Raw genomic sequence first — 16,323 nt, forward strand, 5'->3', positions numbered from 1 at the left:
TGGACTGAAATACAAGATGATCGGAGGCGCCGGTGCGCGCAAGATGTCTCGCCATTCTTCTCATGCTGCTCGCCCCTGCCGCGCGCGCCGAGGTCGAACAGTTTCCGTCCGGCTTCAAGACCAAAACCATCGCGGCCAACGGCACGCAGATTCATGTTCGCGTCGGCGGTCAGGGGCCTGTCGTGATCCTGATCCACGGTTTTGGTGATACCGGCGACATGTGGGTCAAGCTCGCCGCTGATATCGCGCGCGACCACACCGTTGTCGTGCCCGATCTTCGCGGTATGGGCCTCTCGAGCAAGCCCGACAATGGCTACGACAAATGGACCCAGGCTGCCGACATGCGGGCCGTTCTCGCAGCGCTCGGCATCGAAAAGGCCGTCGTCGTCGGCCACGACATCGGAACCATGGTGGCCTATGCCTACGCGGCCCGTTATCGCGACCTGGCCGAGAAGCTGATCGTGATGGATGCCCCGGTGCCTGGGGTGCCGCCATGGGACGAGGTGGTTCGCAGCCCGCAGCTTTGGCATTTTGATCTCGGAGGCCCGGACATGGAGCGGCTGGTCAAGGGCCGCGAGCGCATCTACCTCGACCGCTTCTGGAATGACTTCGCGGGGACGCCTTCCAGGATCGCGGACGCAACACGCCGTCATTACGCAGCGCTCTATGCGCGGCCGGGCGCCATGCGTGCTGCGTTCGCCCAGTTCAGGTCGATCCGAACCGACGCCGAGGACAACAAGAAGGCGATCGCGACCAAGTTGACCATTCCCGTGCTGGCTGTCGGGGGCGAAAAATCCTTCGGTGCGACAGAGGCCGTCGTGATGCGAAACGCCGCGACTGACGTCACCGAATTGGTCATTCGGACGCCGGTCATTGGCTGATGGAAGAGCAACCGGCGGTGACCGTGAAGGCGATACGCCAATTCCTCGATACCAAAAAATAGAGCAGCGAGCCGCGGAGCCGACATATCTCGGCTCAGCCCTTCCGCGCGGGTCATTTTGATCGGGTTGACGCCTCGCCCTCCCGGCCAAACCGCTCGACCAGGAAATCAATGAACAGCCGCACTTTCACCGACAGATGTCGGGTCGGCGGATACACCGCATAGAGCGCAAGCGGCGGCGCAGAATAATCGTCCAGCACCGTTCGCAGTTCGCCTGTCCTCAAGGCGTCGGCGGCGATGAACTCCGGGAGCAGCGCGAGCCCCCTGCCCTTGATCGCTACATCGCGCAGCACCTCGGCATTGTTGACGCAGAGCGACCAGGCCGGCTGGATCCAATGATCGCCGTCGGTGCCGGTGAGCTTCCACTGATTGCCCGTCAGCAGGAGGCCGTAGGTCAGCGAGGCATGCCCGCGCAGATCCTGCGGATGTTTTGGTGTGCCGTGACGCGCGAGATAATCGGGCGAAGCGCAGATCATGCGCGCCACCGGCATGATTTTTCGCGCGATCAAACTCGAGGATTCCAATTCCGCGATCCGCAAGGTCACGTCAAAACCGTCCTGGACGGGATCGAGCAGATCGTCGCTGAGGACGAGCTGGAGCTGCAGCTCCGGGTATCGCGACATGAACTCGGCAAGCACCGGCCCAAGCCGCAGGGTACCGAACGACATCGGCGCGTTGACGCGCAACAGGCCGCGCGGCGCCGATTGCGCTTGCGCCACGGCCTGGTCGGCCGCCTCGATCTCCGACAGGATCACGACCGCGCGCTCGAGATAGCGCTGGCCGTTCTCGGTCGGGCTCGCATGGCGCGTGGTCCGGTTCAGGAGCTGCACGCCGAGGCTTTCTTCGAGGTCGGCGATGTATTTGCTGATCGCCGAGCGTGACAGCCGCAACTGCCGGCCCGCCTCGGCAAAACTGCCGCTTTCGACCACCTTTACGAAGGCTCGCAGGCTGGCGACCTTATCCACGGGCTGGCGCCGGCGATTGTTTCCAAATCGTAGACATAGCCGTCATATTTGCATGGATTGTCTCCAATCCAAAGCGGAACGATATTTCCCTGCAGAGCAAGACCGCTCCCCGAGCTTTGGAGGACCGACAATGTCTGGACTGCACCATGTGACCGCGATCGCGGGCGACCCCATCAGGAATTTCGGCTTTTACACCCGTGATCTCGGTCTGCGCTTCGTCAAGAAGACGGTCAATTTCGACGATCCCGGCACCTATCACTTCTATTATGGCGACGAGACCGGCCGCCCCGGCACCATCCTGACGTTCTTTCCTTGGGCCGGCGTGCCGGCCGGGCGCCGCGGCGTCGGCGAGACGCACCAGATAGCCTTCCGCGTGCCGCAAAGCTCGCTCGGCTATTGGACGCAACGCTTCGTCGAGAAGGGCATCGCTTATGATGCGCTGGAGAAGCGTTTTGGCGAGTCCGTGCTGCCGTTCACAGACCCTGATGGCATGGCGCTCGCGCTCGTCGGTATCCCCGGCGCCGAGAGCGAGCCCGGCTGGAGCAATGGCGAGGTGCCGGCCGAGCATGCGATCCGCGGCTTCCATGGCGTGACCTTGCTGCTCGACAGCGCGGCAAAAACGGCTGCCGTCCTCACCGACGTGTTCGGCTTCAAGGAGACGGCGCGCGAAGGCTCGGTGATCCGCTTCAAGGCACCGGGCGATGCCGCAGGCAGCGTCGTCGACATCTACGAAGCCAAGGGCTTCCTGCGCGGACACCAAGGTGGCGGCTCCGTGCATCACATCGCCTTCCGCGCGGCCGATGACGCCGAGCAGGGCAAGATGGCGCAAAGGCTCGTGAGCAATCACGGCCTGCACCCGACCGAACAGCGCGACCGCAACTACTTCCGCTCGATCTACTTCCGCGAGCCCGGCGGCGTGCTGTTCGAGATCGCGACCGACATCCCAGGCTTCGCCGTCGACGAGCCCGTGGCAACGCTGGGACACGACCTGAAGCTGCCGAGCTTCCTCGAAGCACAGCGCAAGCAGATCGAGGGCGTGTTGCCGAACCTGGAAGAGAGGGTGTCGTGACCGAGAGTTCATTCATCCATCGTTTCGAGCCCGCGCGTGACGCGGGCTCTCCTCCTCTCCTACTGCTGCACGGCACCGGCGGCGACGAGAACGACCTGCTCGGGCTCGGCAAGATGATCTCGCCCGGCTCGGCGCTGCTATCGCCGCGCGGCCGCGTGCTCGAACACGGCATGCCGCGCTTCTTCCGCCGCCTCACTGAGGGCGTGTTCGACGAGGACGACGTGCGCCGCCGCGCCCTTGAGCTCGGCGACTTCGTTGCGGAAGCGCGGCAGCGATATGGCCTCGCCGCGCCGGTCGCGGTCGGCTTCTCCAACGGCGCCAACATCGCAGCCGCGCTGTTGTTGCTGAAGCCGGACGCGCTTGCTGGTGCGATCCTGCTCCGCGCCATGGTGCCGCTGTCGGATCCGCCCAAGGTCAACCTCGCAGGCAAGCCGATCCTGCTGTTGTCCGGGCAGGCTGATCCGATCGTGCCGGCGAGCAATTCGGCCCGGCTCGCATCACTGCTTTCCGAAGCGGGCGCGCAGGTCGGTCACAAGGTCCTGCCGGCGGGCCATCAATTATCGCAGGCCGATTTGACGCTTGCCCGCGACTGGATCGGCAAATTCGCCGCCGAAGTCGCCTGACAGAAGAAGCGGCGCATCGATTTCGAACGGTGCGCCGCGGCTTCATTCGAACCAGCCACGCCGCTTGAACCAAATCAGCGGCAGCACGCCGCTGGCAATGATGGCGAGCCACGCCAGCGGATAGCCGAAGGTCCAGTCCAGCTCCGGCATGTGCTTGAAGTTCATGCCCCAGATGCCGACCAGAATCGTGGGCGGCACGCCGACGACCGAGACGATCGTCAAGATCTTGAACAGCTCGTTCTGCTGGATGTTGATGAAGCCGAGCACGGCATCGAGCAGAAGCTGGATCTTGTCCGACAATCGCGTCTCGTAATCGCCGAGCGAAGCGACATCCTTGGAGACGGCTTCGAGCCGCTTCTTCGACGCGGCGGTGATCCATTCACCCCCGACATCGCCGGCGAATGAAGCGATGCGGCCAACGCCAAGCAGGACATCGCGCGCCTTGGCGAGCCGATCCGCCAACTCGCCGATGTTTTCCAGCGCCTCGCGCATCCGCCGGCTGGAGCGGACCGGCCGCTTGCTGCGAACGAGCCCGCCCTTGAAGACGTCCCGCGAGAGCCTGTCGACCTTCGCGCCGAGATGCTCAAGGACATCGGCGCCGCGGTCGACCATGGCCTCGATCAGGCTGGTGAACACGCACATGCCGTTCTCCAGGCTGTCATCGGAACCGATGCGCTTGCCGATGTCCTCGAAGATCGGCAGCTGCGCGAAACGCACCGTCACCAGCACGTGCGGTCCGATGACGAATCCCACCGGCGTGATCTCGGCCTCGTTGTTCTCGTTGAGCCGGACCGCCGGCGAGCTGAGATAGAGCGTGCCGTTGTCGAGGATCAGGCGGCTCGACGCTTCGATCTCGCTGAGCGAATCCTCGGACGGAACGCGTATCCCGAGCAATCGTTCGACGAACTGCTTTTCCTCCGCGGTTGCGTCCAATAGATCAGCCCAGATGATCTCGGAGGGCATCTCCGCGCCGATCTTCTGCCAGTCGTCGGATGGCCACCTGTATAGTTTGAGCAAGAACCGAACTCCGCATACCCTCGCGCCGGATCGCACGGCCTGCGGCCATCCTGCGCCGAGCTAACGCATGAGGGTTCCGAACGTTCAAAAGTCGGGGGAGCATCGAGCGGCCCAATCAAACCAAGCGGGCGCGGCCTTCTTCGATGATGCCATCATGCCAGTGTTTTGCCCGACGCGTCAACGGCATCGCGCGACGCGCAACTCATCAATCGCGTCGCGCGCAAGTCATTGAAATCACTACCCTCGGCTACTGTGCATGGGGTTGTTCTTCAGGTTTTTTGTTTGGACCGGTCTCGTGACGATCTCTTCCGTTGGGAGAGATCGTCACCGACATCGCGCAATCGACATGCGCGCCCTACTCCCACGCCCATGTCGAGAAATCGTTCTCGTATTGGGGTACGTCCTTCCAGACGCCCTTCAGCTTCTTGTTGGTGATGGTGATCAGCTGCGGCTGGTACAAATAGCCCGAGACTGCATCGGTGGCCAGCATGCGCTGGGCGTCGCCGAGAAGCTTGGCACGGGCGGCTTCATCCGGCGTCGACACGATCTGCTTGTAGAGCGCATTGAAGGCGTCGTTGTTGTAGCCGAGATAGTAGTCCGGCTCGGTGATCTTGACGAGATCGAACGGCTCGACATGGCTGACGATGGTGAGGTCGAAATTATGCGGACCATTGCCGGCAAACACCTGCGACAGCCATTGCGCCCATTCGACGTTCTCGATCTTGGCGATGATGCCGACCTTGGCAAGCTGGGCCGCGAGGACCTCGCCGCCCTGGCGCGCATAGGACGGCGGCGGCAGCTTCAACGACAGCTCGAGCGGGGTGGTAACGCCGGCTTCGGCCAGCAGCTTCTTGGCCTTCTCGGGATCGTAGGGGTTGATGCCTGTCGTGTCGACATAGCCGAGCGCGCCCGGCACGTAGAAGCTTCCGATCGGCGTGCCGAAGCCGTCGACCGCACCGTCGATCATCGCCTTGCGATCGATCGCGGCGAGGATGGCACGGCGCACGCGAACATCGTCGAGCGGCTTTTTGCGATGGTTGATACCGACGATGGTCTTGGCCCTGGAGCCGCCGACCATAACGTTGAAGCGCGGATCCGCCTTGAACTGCGCGATGGTGCGCTGGGCCGACACCCGGGGAAACGCGTCGACGTCGCCCGACAGCAGCGCCGCCGTCTGTGCGGACGGATCGGAGATGAAGCGGATCGTCACCTTCGCGAGCTTGATCGCGGCGGCGTTGCGATAGTCAGCCCATTTGGTCAGGGTCATCGAGGAGCCCTTGGCCCAGGCGCCCAGCTGATAGGGCCCGGTCCCGACCGGCTGCGTGATATTGGTGGCAGCGCTCTTCGGCTCGACGATCGAGCCGCTCGCCTGCCCCAGCAGGAACGGCAGGTTCGGCTCGGAATTTTTCAGGCTGATCACGACCGTGTCGGCGTCGGGCGCATCGACCTTCTCGAAGCTCTGGAACAGGCTCTTGTCCTTGTTGGTGCTGGTGGGGACCGCGTTGCGCTCGAACGAGAACTTCACGGCTGCGGAGTCAAACGGCTCGCCGTTGTGGAACTTGACGCCCTTGCGCAGCTTGAACGTATAGGTCTTCAGATCGGGCGATGCAGTCCAGCTCTCCGCCAGCAGGGGCGAGGTGGTGCCGTCCTCGTTGATCTTGGTCAGGGTCTCATAGATGTTGTAGAGCGTGACCTCGGCGATCGCGGCGGCGGCGGCGTTGGTGGGATCGAGCCCCGGCGGTTCCAGCGCCATCGCCATGACGACGCTGTCCTTCTTGCTCTGAGCCAGCACCGGCAACGGAGCAGCGGCAAGTGCGGCGGCGAATGCGACGATCGATAGTTTCCTGAACATGCGTAACTCCCCGGCCTTGTCTTGTCTCAAGCCTACGCCAATCCTGCCGCGGACGCTAACCTTCCACGGGCAATTGCGGCAACGCCATCACGGCTTCCGCCTTGTGGCAAGCGGCCAGATGCGTCTCGCCCACCTTGCGTAGCTCAGGCAGAACCTCGCGGCAATGCTGGTCGGCTAGCGCGCACCGCGAGACATAGGGGCAGCCGGTCGCGGCCGCCGATTGCGAGGCGATCGCCTGGGCTCCGCGCCGCCGCCGGCCTCCGCCGGCGCGCACCCGCGGCACGGCCTCCAGCAGCGCTCGCGTATAGGGATGGGCGCAACGCTCGAACAAATCCTCAGGCCTGCCCTGTTCGACGATCCGGCCCAGATACATCACCGCGACCTCGTCGCAGAGATAGTCGACGACGGCCAGGTCGTGGCTGATCAGGACGTAACTGAGGCCGAACTGCTCCTGGAGGTCCTGCATCAGGTTCAAGACTTGCGCCTGCACGGAAACGTCGAGCGCGGAGACCGGCTCGTCGGCGACGATCAGCTTCGGCTGGGTGATCAGCGCGCGCGCAATGGCGATGCGCTGGCGCTGGCCGCCGGAGAACTCGTGTGGATATTTCTCCATGTCGGCATCGCGCAGACCCACCTGCCGTAGCACTGCGGAGACGCGGGCACGTAGCGTCGTGCGATCAATCCCCTCCAGCACGGTGAGCGGTTCGGCGACGATGCGCGCGATGGTCTGGCGCGGGTCGAGCGATCCGTAGGGATCCTGGAACACCATCTGGAAATCGCGGCGGGCGCGGCGCAACTCGTCGGCGGAGATGCGGTTGAGGTCGCGGCCGAGCAGCGCGACCTGCCCCGATGTCGGCCGCTCCAGCGCCATCACCACCCGCGCGAATGTCGACTTCCCGGAGCCGGATTCGCCGACGATGCCGAGGCTCTTGCCGGCGTCGACCCGCACGCTGACACCGTTGAGCGCGCGCACCTGCCCGGGCGGGCGGAACACGCTTTCGCGCGGCAACGTGTAGCGCTGCTCGAGATCCTTCACGTCGAGAAGAGGCGCCGTGCTCATACGGTCAGCGCTCCGACGCGTTCGGCCATCGACACGTCCGTCCGGATGCAGCGCACGAAATGGCCCGGTCCGACGTCCACCATTGCTGGAAGCGCAGCCCGGCACTGCTCGATCACGAGCGGACACCGATCGGCGAAGGTGCAACCGGAAGGCAGATCGGCGAGCTCCGGCACCGTGCCCGATATCGTCGTCAGCCGCGTCCCCTTGCGTGCGCCGAGTTTCGGTCGGGCGCGGAACAGGCCCTGCGTGTAGGGATGGCCCATCCGGCGGAACACCTCGTCGGTCGGTCCGCTCTCGATGATCGTGCCGCCGTACATCACCATCATGCGCTGCACGTTCTCGGCGATGACGCCGAGATCGTGCGAGATCAGGATCATCGACATGCCGCGCTCCTCGACGAGATCGGCGATGAGGTCGAGGATCTGGCCCTGGATGGTGACGTCGAGCGCCGTGGTCGGCTCGTCCGCGATCAGAAGGTCGGGCTCGCAGGCGAGCGCCATCGCGATCGTGACGCGCTGACGCTGGCCGCCGGAAAACTGGTGCGGATAAGCGTCGACGCGCCTGGCCGGATCAGGCAACCCGACGCGGTCGAGCAAGGCGATCGCCTCTCGCCGCGCCTGCGATGCCGAAAATTTCCTGTGACGCCGCAGCGGCTCGGCGACCTGGTTGCCGATCGTGTGCATCGGATTGAGCGCGGTCATCGGCTCCTGGAAGATCATGCTGATGCGATTGCCGCGCAGCCGACAATATTCCGCGTCCGACAAACCAGCGAGTTCGCCGCCATCCAGCTTGATGCTGCCGGTGACGGACGCGCTATCCGGCAGCAGCCCCATCAGCGACAACGCGGTGACCGACTTGCCGCAGCCGGATTCGCCGACGAGCCCGAGCGTCTCGCCGCGCTTCAGCGCAAAGCTGACGCCGCGCACGGCCTGCGCCGGCCCGCGGCTGGTGTTGAGGCGCACGCCGAGATTGACAACCTCGATCAACGGCATGGACGAGCGCTCGCTCATCATCATCGCTCCCGCGCCAGTCGAGGGTCGAGCAGATCGCGCAGTCCGTCGCCGAGCAGATTGAGGCCGAGCACCGCGATTGCAATCGCAGCACCCGGGTAGACGGCGAGCATCGGCGACTGGAACAGCAGCGACTGCGCGTCGTTCAGCATCCGTCCCCAGGACGGCTGCGGCGGCTGCGTGCCGAGACCGAGATACGACAAGGCGGCTTCGGCAAGGATCGCGAGCGCAAACTGGATCGTCGCCTGTACGATCAGAATCGACATGATGTTGGGCAGCACGTGCTCGATGGTGATGCGAAAGCGCCCTTTCCCCGCGGCGCGCGCGGCCAGCACGAATTCGCGCGCCCAGATCGCGTTGGCCGAGCCGCGCGTCAGCCGGATCAGCGTCGGGATCTGGAAGATGCCGATGGCGACGATCGAGGTCACCATGCCGGGCCCGACGACCGCGGCGAGCATGATCGCCGAGAGCACGGCCGGAAAGGCGAAGGTGAAATCGGAGAAGCGCATGATGATCTCTTCGGTCCAGCCGCGCCTGGCCGACGCGATGAGGCCGAGACAGACGCCGAAGGTGAGGCCGATGCTGACCGCGATGATGCCGACCATGATGGTGGAGCGGGCGCCGGCGAGCAGCAGCGAAACGATGTCGCGGCCGAAGACGTCGGTGCCGAGCCAGTGCGCGGCCGAGGGCGGCCGGAGCTTTGACGCGATGTCGATCTCATAGGGCGACCAGGGCGTCCACACCAGCGACAGCAGCGCCGAGGCGAGAACCAGCAGGCTCAGCGCGCCGCCGAGCACGAAGCTGCGATGACGCAGCGCGCGGCGCCAGAAGGTCCGGGCCGGCAGAGGGCGCGCTACGGCCGGCGCGTCGACGAGGGTGGTCAACGGCGCGCTCACAGATCGTGGACCTTGATGCGGGGATCGACGAAGGCATAGAGCACGTCGACCACGAAATTGACGATGACCACCATGGTCGCGAGCAGCATCACGCAGTTGCGCACCACGATGAGGTCGCGGTTGGCGATCGACTGAAAGATCAGGCGGCCGAGCCCCGGCAGATAGAACACGTTCTCGATCACGATGGTGCCGGCGAGCAGATTGGCGAATTGCAGGCCCATGACCGTCATCACAGGGATCATGGCGTTGCGCAGCACATGACTCCACAGTACCTCGCGCTTGCCGAGGCCCTTCGCGCGCGCCGTGCGGACGAAGTCTTCGCGCAGCACTTCCAGCACAGCCGAGCGCGTGACGCGTGCGAGGATCGCGGCCTGCACGACCGCAAGCGACACCGCCGGCAGCAGCAGCGACTTGATGCCGAGCCAGACGCCGTCCTCCCAACCGGGAAAGCCGCCCGCGGAGAGCCATTGCAGCCGTACCGAGAACAGTAGCACCAGCAGGATTGCGAACCAGAAATTCGGCAGCGCGATGCCGATCTGCGTCAGCGACATCACGCCGACGTCGCCGAGCTTGTTGTGGTTGGCGGCGGTGTAGATGCCGGCCGAGAGCGCCAGCGTCACCGTGATCAGCATGGACATCATCGCGAGCGGAATGGTCAACACCAGCCGCTCCACGATCAGGCTGGCGACCGGTGTGCCGTAGACATAGGAGTTGCCGAGATCGCCGACGAGCAGCCCTTTGATCCAATGCAGATAGCGAACCGCCAGCGGCTGGTCGAGCCCGAGCTTGACGGTGAGCGCGCGGACCGCATCTGGCGAGGCGTCGGCGCCCATCAGCATCTGCGCGGCGTTGCCCGGAAGCGCATCCAGCACCAGGAAAATGATCACGGACGCGCCGACCAGCGTCGCCAGCAGGGTCAGCACACGTCGGAGGACAAATACGCTCATGCGCGCTCGGATTCAGGGCTCATCCGCAGCACGATCAACATGTCCGAGCATCGGAGGCAAGTGCTTTGCAAACAAGTCCCTTGCGGCATGTGCCTCACCTCAGCCGGGCCAGCGGGACAGGAGGTCATGCGACGCCTCGAACAGCGCGCTCACGCGCAGCAAGTCCGCATCAGCGCGGAAGCGGCCGACGAGTTGCAAGCCGATCGGCAGGCCGTCGCGGCCGAAGCCGCAGGGCAGACTGAGCGCGGGGTGTCCGGTCATGTTGAACGGCATGGTCCAGGGGAACCAGTGCGGCCGGACGCTGTCAAACTGCTTGCCGTCGATCTCGATGGTGCCGAACAGGTCCTGATCGATCGGCAGGGCGGTGCGGGTGAGGGTCGGCATCGCCAGCAGATGCCCATGCGCAAGCAGGGACTGCACCCGGCGGAACAGCGCCGTGCGCGCGAACATCGCCTCCTGATAGGCAACGCCACTGAAGTCGGTGGCGAGCGCAAGCTGCCTGAGGAAGGCCTCGCTCAGCGCGTCCCCATGCTCGGCCGCGAATTTTGCAAAGCGCGTCCGCCAGACCGTGTGATTGATGGCGCGCCAGATCGGCTCGATGTCGAACCCCTCGCCCGAAAACTCCTCGAGCTCGGCACCTAGGCCCGCAAGTCGATCGAGGCTCGCCTTGAAGCCGGCCTCGACGTCGACAGATACCGGGCGTCCGGGTGGCGACAGGCAATACAGGATTTTCTGCCCACGCAGATCGCCACGCGGGGCGGCCGTGCCGATGAAGTCGGGCACGGGAACGCCGATCGACCAGGGATCGCAAGAATCCTCGCCGGCCATCGCCTGCATCATCAGCGCGGTGTCGGGGACGGACCGCGTCATCGGCGTGACATAGGTCTGGTTGCCGAACACGTCCAGCGCCTGGCTATGCGGGATGACGCCATTGCTCTGCTTCAGCCCGACCACGCCGTTGCAAGCGGCGGGAATCCGCGTCGAGCCGCCGCCATCGGTTGCGATCGCAAGCGGCGCGATGCCGCTCGCCACCGCCACCGCCGCGCCGCCACTGGAGCCGCCCGACGAGCGCTCGGCGCTCCACGCATTGCGGGTGCGGCCGAACAGCGGCGAGTCGGTCAGGCATTTGCTGCCGAATTCGGGCGTCGTGGTCTTGCCGATCAGAATGGCGCCTTCCGCACGCAGCCTTGCAACCGCGACGGCATCCTCGTTCGGAACATTATCCTTGTAGGGAATGGCGCCGAAACTGGTCGTGACACCCCTGGTGTTGACGATGTCCTTGACGGTTGCGGGGATGCCGTGCAGCAGGCCGAGCGGCTCGCCCGCCATCAGCTTGCGCTCGGCTTCGCGCGCGGCGGCAAGCGCCTCGTCGCCGCAGATCGTGATGAAGCAGTTCAGCTCAGGCTGGAGCGCTTCGGCGCGGGCGAGCACCGCGCGGGTGAGCTCGACGGGCGAGATCTGCTTTGTCGCGATGAGACCGCGCAGCACGGTTGCGGATAGCAGGCAAGGATCGCCGTTCATCGTCACATCGCTCCGAAGCGGGCCGCCGTTGGCCGATAGCATTGACAGCCAGGATGACAGTTTTGTTAACTCGCCGTCCAATACGATTTTGAGCACCAACCCATACGATTTCGGTATGCCAATGGATCTTCGCCGGCTCCGCTATTTCGTTGCCGTCGCCGAGGCGCGCAGCGTCGGCAAGGCGGCCGAGCGGCTGCGGATGGCGCAGCCGCCGCTCTCGGTCCAAATCCGCAAGCTGGAGGCCGAGGTCGGCGCGCCGCTGTTCCGCCGCGGCACGCGCGGCATGGATTTGACCGAAGCGGGCCAGGCGCTGCTGGCGCGCGCCGGCGACGCGCTGGCGCTGGCGGCCGACGGCATCGAGGCCGCGCGCGCGGTCGCGGCCGGCAGCCGTGGTCGGCTGTCCGTCGGCTACATGTTCGTACTGGCGAACGCGATGCTGCCGCGTCTCATCCCCGAGTTGCGGCGATCCGTTCCCGGCGTCGATCTCGATTTCGCCGAGCTCAGTGCCACGACGCGCGAGCCGCGTCTGCTCGACCGTAGCGTCACGGTCGCGCTGTGCATGCCGGCGATCCACCATCCCGAGATCCAGGTGGCCCGAATCGGCGCGCAGCCGTTCGTGCTGGCGGTGCGAAACCGTTCGCCGCTTGCGCGCCTGAGCGCGGTGTCAATGACACGACTACAAGGCCGTCCGCTGATCGCGTTGCCGCCGCCGGAGCGCGACCCCTCCTCCTCCGCGGTCGCGGCCCTGCTGCGGCGGCATCAGATCGTGATGCCGATTGCGAGCCGGGTAGAGACAGTGCATTCGGCGATGAACCTGGTTCTCGCCGGTGAAGGCCTCGCCATCCTGCCCGCCTGCGCCCAGCTCGGGGCGCCGCGCGGCATCGTGTTCCGGCCGTTGCGGGATGCGACCGATTCCATCGACATCGCGGTCTGCTGGCGGCGGGATTCTCACAGCCCGCTGATCCGGACCTTCCTCAAATGCGCCGAGAAGGTCGTGGCACCGCTGTGACGCGACGCTACAAGCTCCAGATAATCTCGTGACTCCACGGCGGATCGGCACCGGGACGGGTGCAGGTGAGACCGGCGCAATTGGCAGCAAAGGATAGTGCACCGCGAAGCTCGTCCGCGCCGATATCCTTCAGTTGCTGTCGGGCGAGGCGTCCCTGCTTGTGCAGGGCGAACAACAACGCCGCCTGAAAACTGTCACCCGCGCCGATGGTGTCGGCGACCACGACCTTGGGGGCGGCGACCTCGATCTGTCCTGCCCCCGCATGCCACGCGATCGCACCGTTGTCGCCACGGGTGATGACGACGAGGCTCGCGCCGCGTGCAAGCAGCGTGCTCGCACGCTGGTGATACGGCTCGTCGGCGAACAGATAGGTAAAATCGACGTCTGACATCTTGATGAGATCGGCACAGCCGGCAAACTCGGCCATGCGGGCGAGATAAGCCGGCTTGTCCTTCACGAGGTTGGGCCGGCAGTTCGGATCAAAGGAGATTGTCGAGGACGCTCGTGCGTCCACGATCAGGGCCATGGTCTCGCTCGCGCCCTGGTCATTGACCAGCGTGGTCGAGCCGACATGGAGAACTTCGACCGTATCGAAGGGAATAGAGCCGCGCCGGTAGGTCCAATTCCGCGTCGCGGTCTCGGCGTCGTAGAAAGCATAATGCGACTCTCCCGCAACGATACGCACGAAGGCGAGCGTGGTCTGGTGATCGCTGCTTGTGGCGAGACCGAGCTCGACATTGGATACAGCGGCGTGGTCGGCGATCATGCGCCCGAACATGTCCGTCGAGATCCCGCCGACAAAGCCGGTCGGCGCGCCGAGCCGCGCCATGCCGATTGCGACGTTGAGGCAGGAGCCGCCGACCGCCGGCATCACCGCTTCGCGCCCGTCGGTATTTCGCGTCGGGACAAAATCGATCAGCGCGTCGCCGCAGGAAATCAACATCCGTTTCAACCTCCGGCCATTCCACGCATCGCCGCGCGGCTGCCGCGATCGACCTCGCGCAGCAACTTGTAGACCTCGCGCTTGCGGGCGTGAAAGGCGGCAATGTCGGGCGTAGTGGGCTCGCTCTTCCGTCCCAACGCCGACATCTTGGCCATGGTTTCGCCGATCGAGGCATAGGCGCCGCCGGCGACTGCGCCGAGCATCGCGGCGCCGAGCAGCACGGGCTCCCTGGTCTGCGGCAGCGCCACGGTGAGGCCAGTCGTATCCGCCATGATCTGCCGCACCAGCGGACTGCGGCTGGCGCCGCCGCCCATGATCATGATGCTGGAATGGACGCCATGCGCGGTAAAGGCCTCGATCACCTCGGCAAGCCCATAGGCGAGCCCGCACAGACCGGCGACGAACAGCCGTTCCATCGAGGCGATGTCGGTGTCGAGATCGAGGCCCGCGATCACCGCGCGCGTGTCAGGGTCGGCATAGGGCGAGCGGTTGCCGATGAACTCAGGAAGCACATGGACGTTGCGGGCCAGCAGCACGGCGCGGCTGGCGCCGCCTGCGCGCGCGATGATGCGGCGCTCGAGAAACTCGATGAGGTCGAGGCCCTCGCTGCGCGCCGCCACGCTCGCCTCGGCGTGGCCGGGATGCGACTTGAGAAGATGGTCGATCGCAGCGCCCGCAGCCGACTGCCCGCCCTCGTTGAGCCAGAAATTTGGTACCATGCCCGAATAGTAAGGACCCCACACGCCCGGTACGAAGCACGGTTCTTTCGTCGTCGCCATGATGCAGGCCGACGTTCCCATGATGTAGGCGAGGCGGTCGCAGACATCTGTCGCGCCCTCCGATTCATCGCGGCCGCCGATGGCGCCGATGCCGCCGGCATGGGCATCGATCAGGGACGCTCCGACCGGCGTGCCCGGTGACAAGCCGAGATCGGCAGCTGCCGTACCGGTTAGACCGGCGCCGAGCCGCGTGCCAGGCGCGACGATCTCGGTGCCGATGCGGGCGTATTTCTCGTTGACGAAGTCCGACAGGCCGATGCGCTTGAAGAATGGCGCGCTCCAGCCACCGCCGTCATGCGCGAGGTAGTTCCATTTGCAAGTGACCGTGCAGGTCGAGCGTTGCAACGAGCCGGTGGCGCGCCAGGTCAGGTAATCCGCCAGATCGAAGAAGTGCCCTGCGGCGTCGAAGCTCGTGCGCATGTGCCGCTTCAGCCACAGCAGTTTCGGCATCTCCATCTCGGGCGAGATCGAGCCGCCGACATAGCGCAGCACGGCATCACCGGTTTCGTTGATCAGCCGCGCCTCGGCCGTGGCGCGGTGATCCATCCAGACGATGACGTTGCGCTGCCGGTCGCCGGAGGCGCTGATGGTGAGCGGCTCGCCTTGCCGGTCGAGCACCACGAGGGAGCAGGTGGCGTCGAAACCGATACCGCCGACGCTGTCGGGCGCGATTGCAGCTTCCGCCATCGCGGCCCGCACCGACGCCGTGCAAGCGTCCCAGATATCCTGGGACGACTGTTCGACGATGTCACCGGCCTCGGGCCATATCCTGATCGGATGCCGTGCGATAGCCAGCAAGGTGCCCGCCTCGTCGAACACCCCTGCCCGCGTGCTTGTGGTCCCTACATCGACGCCGATATACGCTCGCGGCATTGTCGCCCCCGGAAGCTCTCGTCAGTTTTGACGCAAGCCTACCAGCAAGTGTAGCCGCCATCCACCAGCACGATGCTGCCGGTCATCAGGCTCGCGGCCTCGGACGAGAGAAAGAGCACCACGGAGGCGATCTCCTCGACCTGCCCCATCCGCGCCATCGGGGTTCCACCGATCCAGGCGTCGTACATTCTCGGATTGCTCTTCACGAAGGCGTTGAGCGGCGTCTCGATATAGGTCGGCGCCACCGCGTTGACGCGGATGCCGCGCGCGCCCCATTCGGCGGCGAGCGATTTCGTCAGATGGTGCACGCCGGCCTTGGACGCATTGTAGAAGCACTGCTCCTGCGGCTTGTTGACGATGAAGCCGGACATCGAGCCGACATTGACGATGGCGCCGCTCTTCGCCTTGAGCATGTGCTTGCCGAATTCGCGGCAGCACCAGAAGGTGCCGTTGAGATTGACGTCGATCACATTGAGCCAGTGCTCGTCGGTCACGGTCTCCGCCGGCGTCTCGCTGCGGGCGATGCCGGCGTTGTTGACGAGGATGTCCACCTTGCCGTGCCGGGCAACGACGTCGTTGGCCACTTCCGCCACGCGCTTGGTATCGGTGACGTCCATGATCGCCGTCTCGGCGTCATACCCCTTCGCCTTCAGGCTGGCTTTTGCACTGTCGGCGACCTTACTGTCGCGATCGCCGATGACGACCCTGGCGCCGGCTTCAGCCAGCGCTTCGGCGCAGGCGAAGCCGATGCCTTGCCCGCCGCCGGTGATGAACGCGGTCTTGCCGTTCAGCTTGAATTTTTCCAGGTACATGTTGCTT

14 protein-coding genes and 1 pseudogene are annotated in these 16,323 nt (G+C 65.2%); 4 read left to right on the forward strand and 11 right to left on the reverse strand.

Annotated elements, in window-relative coordinates; all coding sequences use genetic code 11:
* The first annotated feature begins 62 nt into the window (after nt 1-62).
* Nucleotides 63-943, forward strand: a pseudogene (locus IVB36_RS33165) (alpha/beta hydrolase).
* 50 nt (nt 944-993) lie between these two features.
* Here IVB36_RS33165 and IVB36_RS33170 read toward each other — a convergent pair.
* Nucleotides 994-1,905 (reverse strand): LysR family transcriptional regulator, encoded by a 912-nt coding sequence (locus IVB36_RS33170; protein ID WP_247394402.1) that lies wholly within the window; start codon nt 1,903-1,905, stop codon nt 994-996.
* A gap of 130 nt (nt 1,906-2,035) precedes the next feature.
* Between IVB36_RS33170 and IVB36_RS33175 the strand changes: the two genes are divergently transcribed.
* Both IVB36_RS33175 and IVB36_RS33180 read left to right on the forward strand, forming a co-directional pair.
* Entirely contained in the window at nt 2,036-2,974 is a 939-nt protein-coding gene (locus IVB36_RS33175) for a ring-cleaving dioxygenase (RefSeq protein ID WP_247394406.1), read from the forward strand.
* Nucleotides 2,971-3,597: an alpha/beta hydrolase gene (locus IVB36_RS33180; protein ID WP_018458645.1), complete on the forward strand. Its 627-nt coding sequence runs from the start codon at nt 2,971-2,973 to the stop codon at nt 3,595-3,597. The genes IVB36_RS33175 and IVB36_RS33180 overlap by 4 nt, the downstream gene beginning before the upstream one ends.
* Before the next feature lie 42 nt (nt 3,598-3,639).
* On the opposite strand, the gene IVB36_RS33185 is transcribed toward IVB36_RS33180, so the two are convergent.
* The 7 genes from IVB36_RS33185 to IVB36_RS33215 all read right to left on the reverse strand — a co-directional run bounded on the left by IVB36_RS33185 (nt 3,640) and on the right by IVB36_RS33215 (nt 11,900).
* Complete coding sequence (locus tag IVB36_RS33185; protein WP_204510757.1) at nt 3,640-4,614, reverse strand: magnesium transporter CorA family protein; 975 nt, start codon at nt 4,612-4,614, stop codon at nt 3,640-3,642.
* Nucleotides 4,615-4,969: 355 nt separating this feature from the next.
* A complete protein-coding gene (locus IVB36_RS33190) occupies nt 4,970-6,466 on the reverse strand; it encodes an ABC transporter substrate-binding protein (RefSeq protein WP_247394413.1) in 1,497 nt (498 codons plus the stop codon).
* A gap of 55 nt (nt 6,467-6,521) precedes the next feature.
* A complete protein-coding gene (locus tag IVB36_RS33195) occupies nt 6,522-7,526 on the reverse strand; it encodes an oligopeptide/dipeptide ABC transporter ATP-binding protein (RefSeq protein WP_018458642.1) in 1,005 nt (334 codons plus the stop codon).
* Nucleotides 7,523-8,536, reverse strand: a complete 1,014-nt coding sequence (locus IVB36_RS33200; protein WP_026233629.1) for an ABC transporter ATP-binding protein — start codon at nt 8,534-8,536, stop codon at nt 7,523-7,525. Before IVB36_RS33200 ends, IVB36_RS33195 begins: the two co-directional genes overlap by 4 nt.
* A 2-nt stretch (nt 8,537-8,538) precedes the next feature.
* Nucleotides 8,539-9,432, reverse strand: coding sequence for an ABC transporter permease (locus IVB36_RS33205; RefSeq protein WP_018458640.1), 894 nt, complete (start codon nt 9,430-9,432; stop codon nt 8,539-8,541).
* Nucleotides 9,429-10,379, reverse strand: a complete 951-nt coding sequence (locus IVB36_RS33210; protein WP_026233628.1) for an ABC transporter permease — start codon at nt 10,377-10,379, stop codon at nt 9,429-9,431. The genes IVB36_RS33205 and IVB36_RS33210 overlap by 4 nt, the downstream gene beginning before the upstream one ends.
* 99 nt (nt 10,380-10,478) lie before the next feature.
* Nucleotides 10,479-11,900: an amidase gene (locus IVB36_RS33215; RefSeq protein ID WP_026233627.1), complete on the reverse strand. Its 1,422-nt coding sequence runs from the start codon at nt 11,898-11,900 to the stop codon at nt 10,479-10,481.
* Nucleotides 11,901-12,021: 121 nt separating this feature from the next.
* Between IVB36_RS33215 and IVB36_RS33220 the strand changes: the two genes are divergently transcribed.
* Nucleotides 12,022-12,909: a LysR substrate-binding domain-containing protein gene (locus tag IVB36_RS33220; RefSeq protein WP_247394727.1), complete on the forward strand. Its 888-nt coding sequence runs from the start codon at nt 12,022-12,024 to the stop codon at nt 12,907-12,909.
* Between the two features lie 7 nt (nt 12,910-12,916).
* Here the strand turns inward: IVB36_RS33220 and IVB36_RS33225 are convergent, their stop codons facing one another.
* The 3 genes from IVB36_RS33225 to IVB36_RS33235 are packed head-to-tail and all read right to left on the reverse strand — an operon-like array spanning nt 12,917 to nt 16,316.
* Nucleotides 12,917-13,852, reverse strand: coding sequence for a carbohydrate kinase (locus IVB36_RS33225; protein ID WP_018458636.1), 936 nt, complete (start codon nt 13,850-13,852; stop codon nt 12,917-12,919).
* A gap of 5 nt (nt 13,853-13,857) precedes the next feature.
* Complete coding sequence (locus IVB36_RS33230) at nt 13,858-15,504, reverse strand: FGGY-family carbohydrate kinase (RefSeq protein ID WP_247394420.1); 1,647 nt, start codon at nt 15,502-15,504, stop codon at nt 13,858-13,860.
* Nucleotides 15,505-15,542: 38 nt separating this feature from the next.
* On the reverse strand, nt 15,543-16,316 hold the full coding sequence (locus tag IVB36_RS33235; protein ID WP_018458634.1) for an SDR family oxidoreductase: 774 nt from the start codon (nt 16,314-16,316) through the stop codon (nt 15,543-15,545).
* Between the last annotated feature and the right edge of the window lie 7 nt (nt 16,317-16,323).

The organism is Bradyrhizobium sp. 35 (assembly GCF_023073215.1).
Lineage (GTDB): Bacteria > Pseudomonadota > Alphaproteobacteria > Rhizobiales > Xanthobacteraceae > Bradyrhizobium > Bradyrhizobium canariense_D.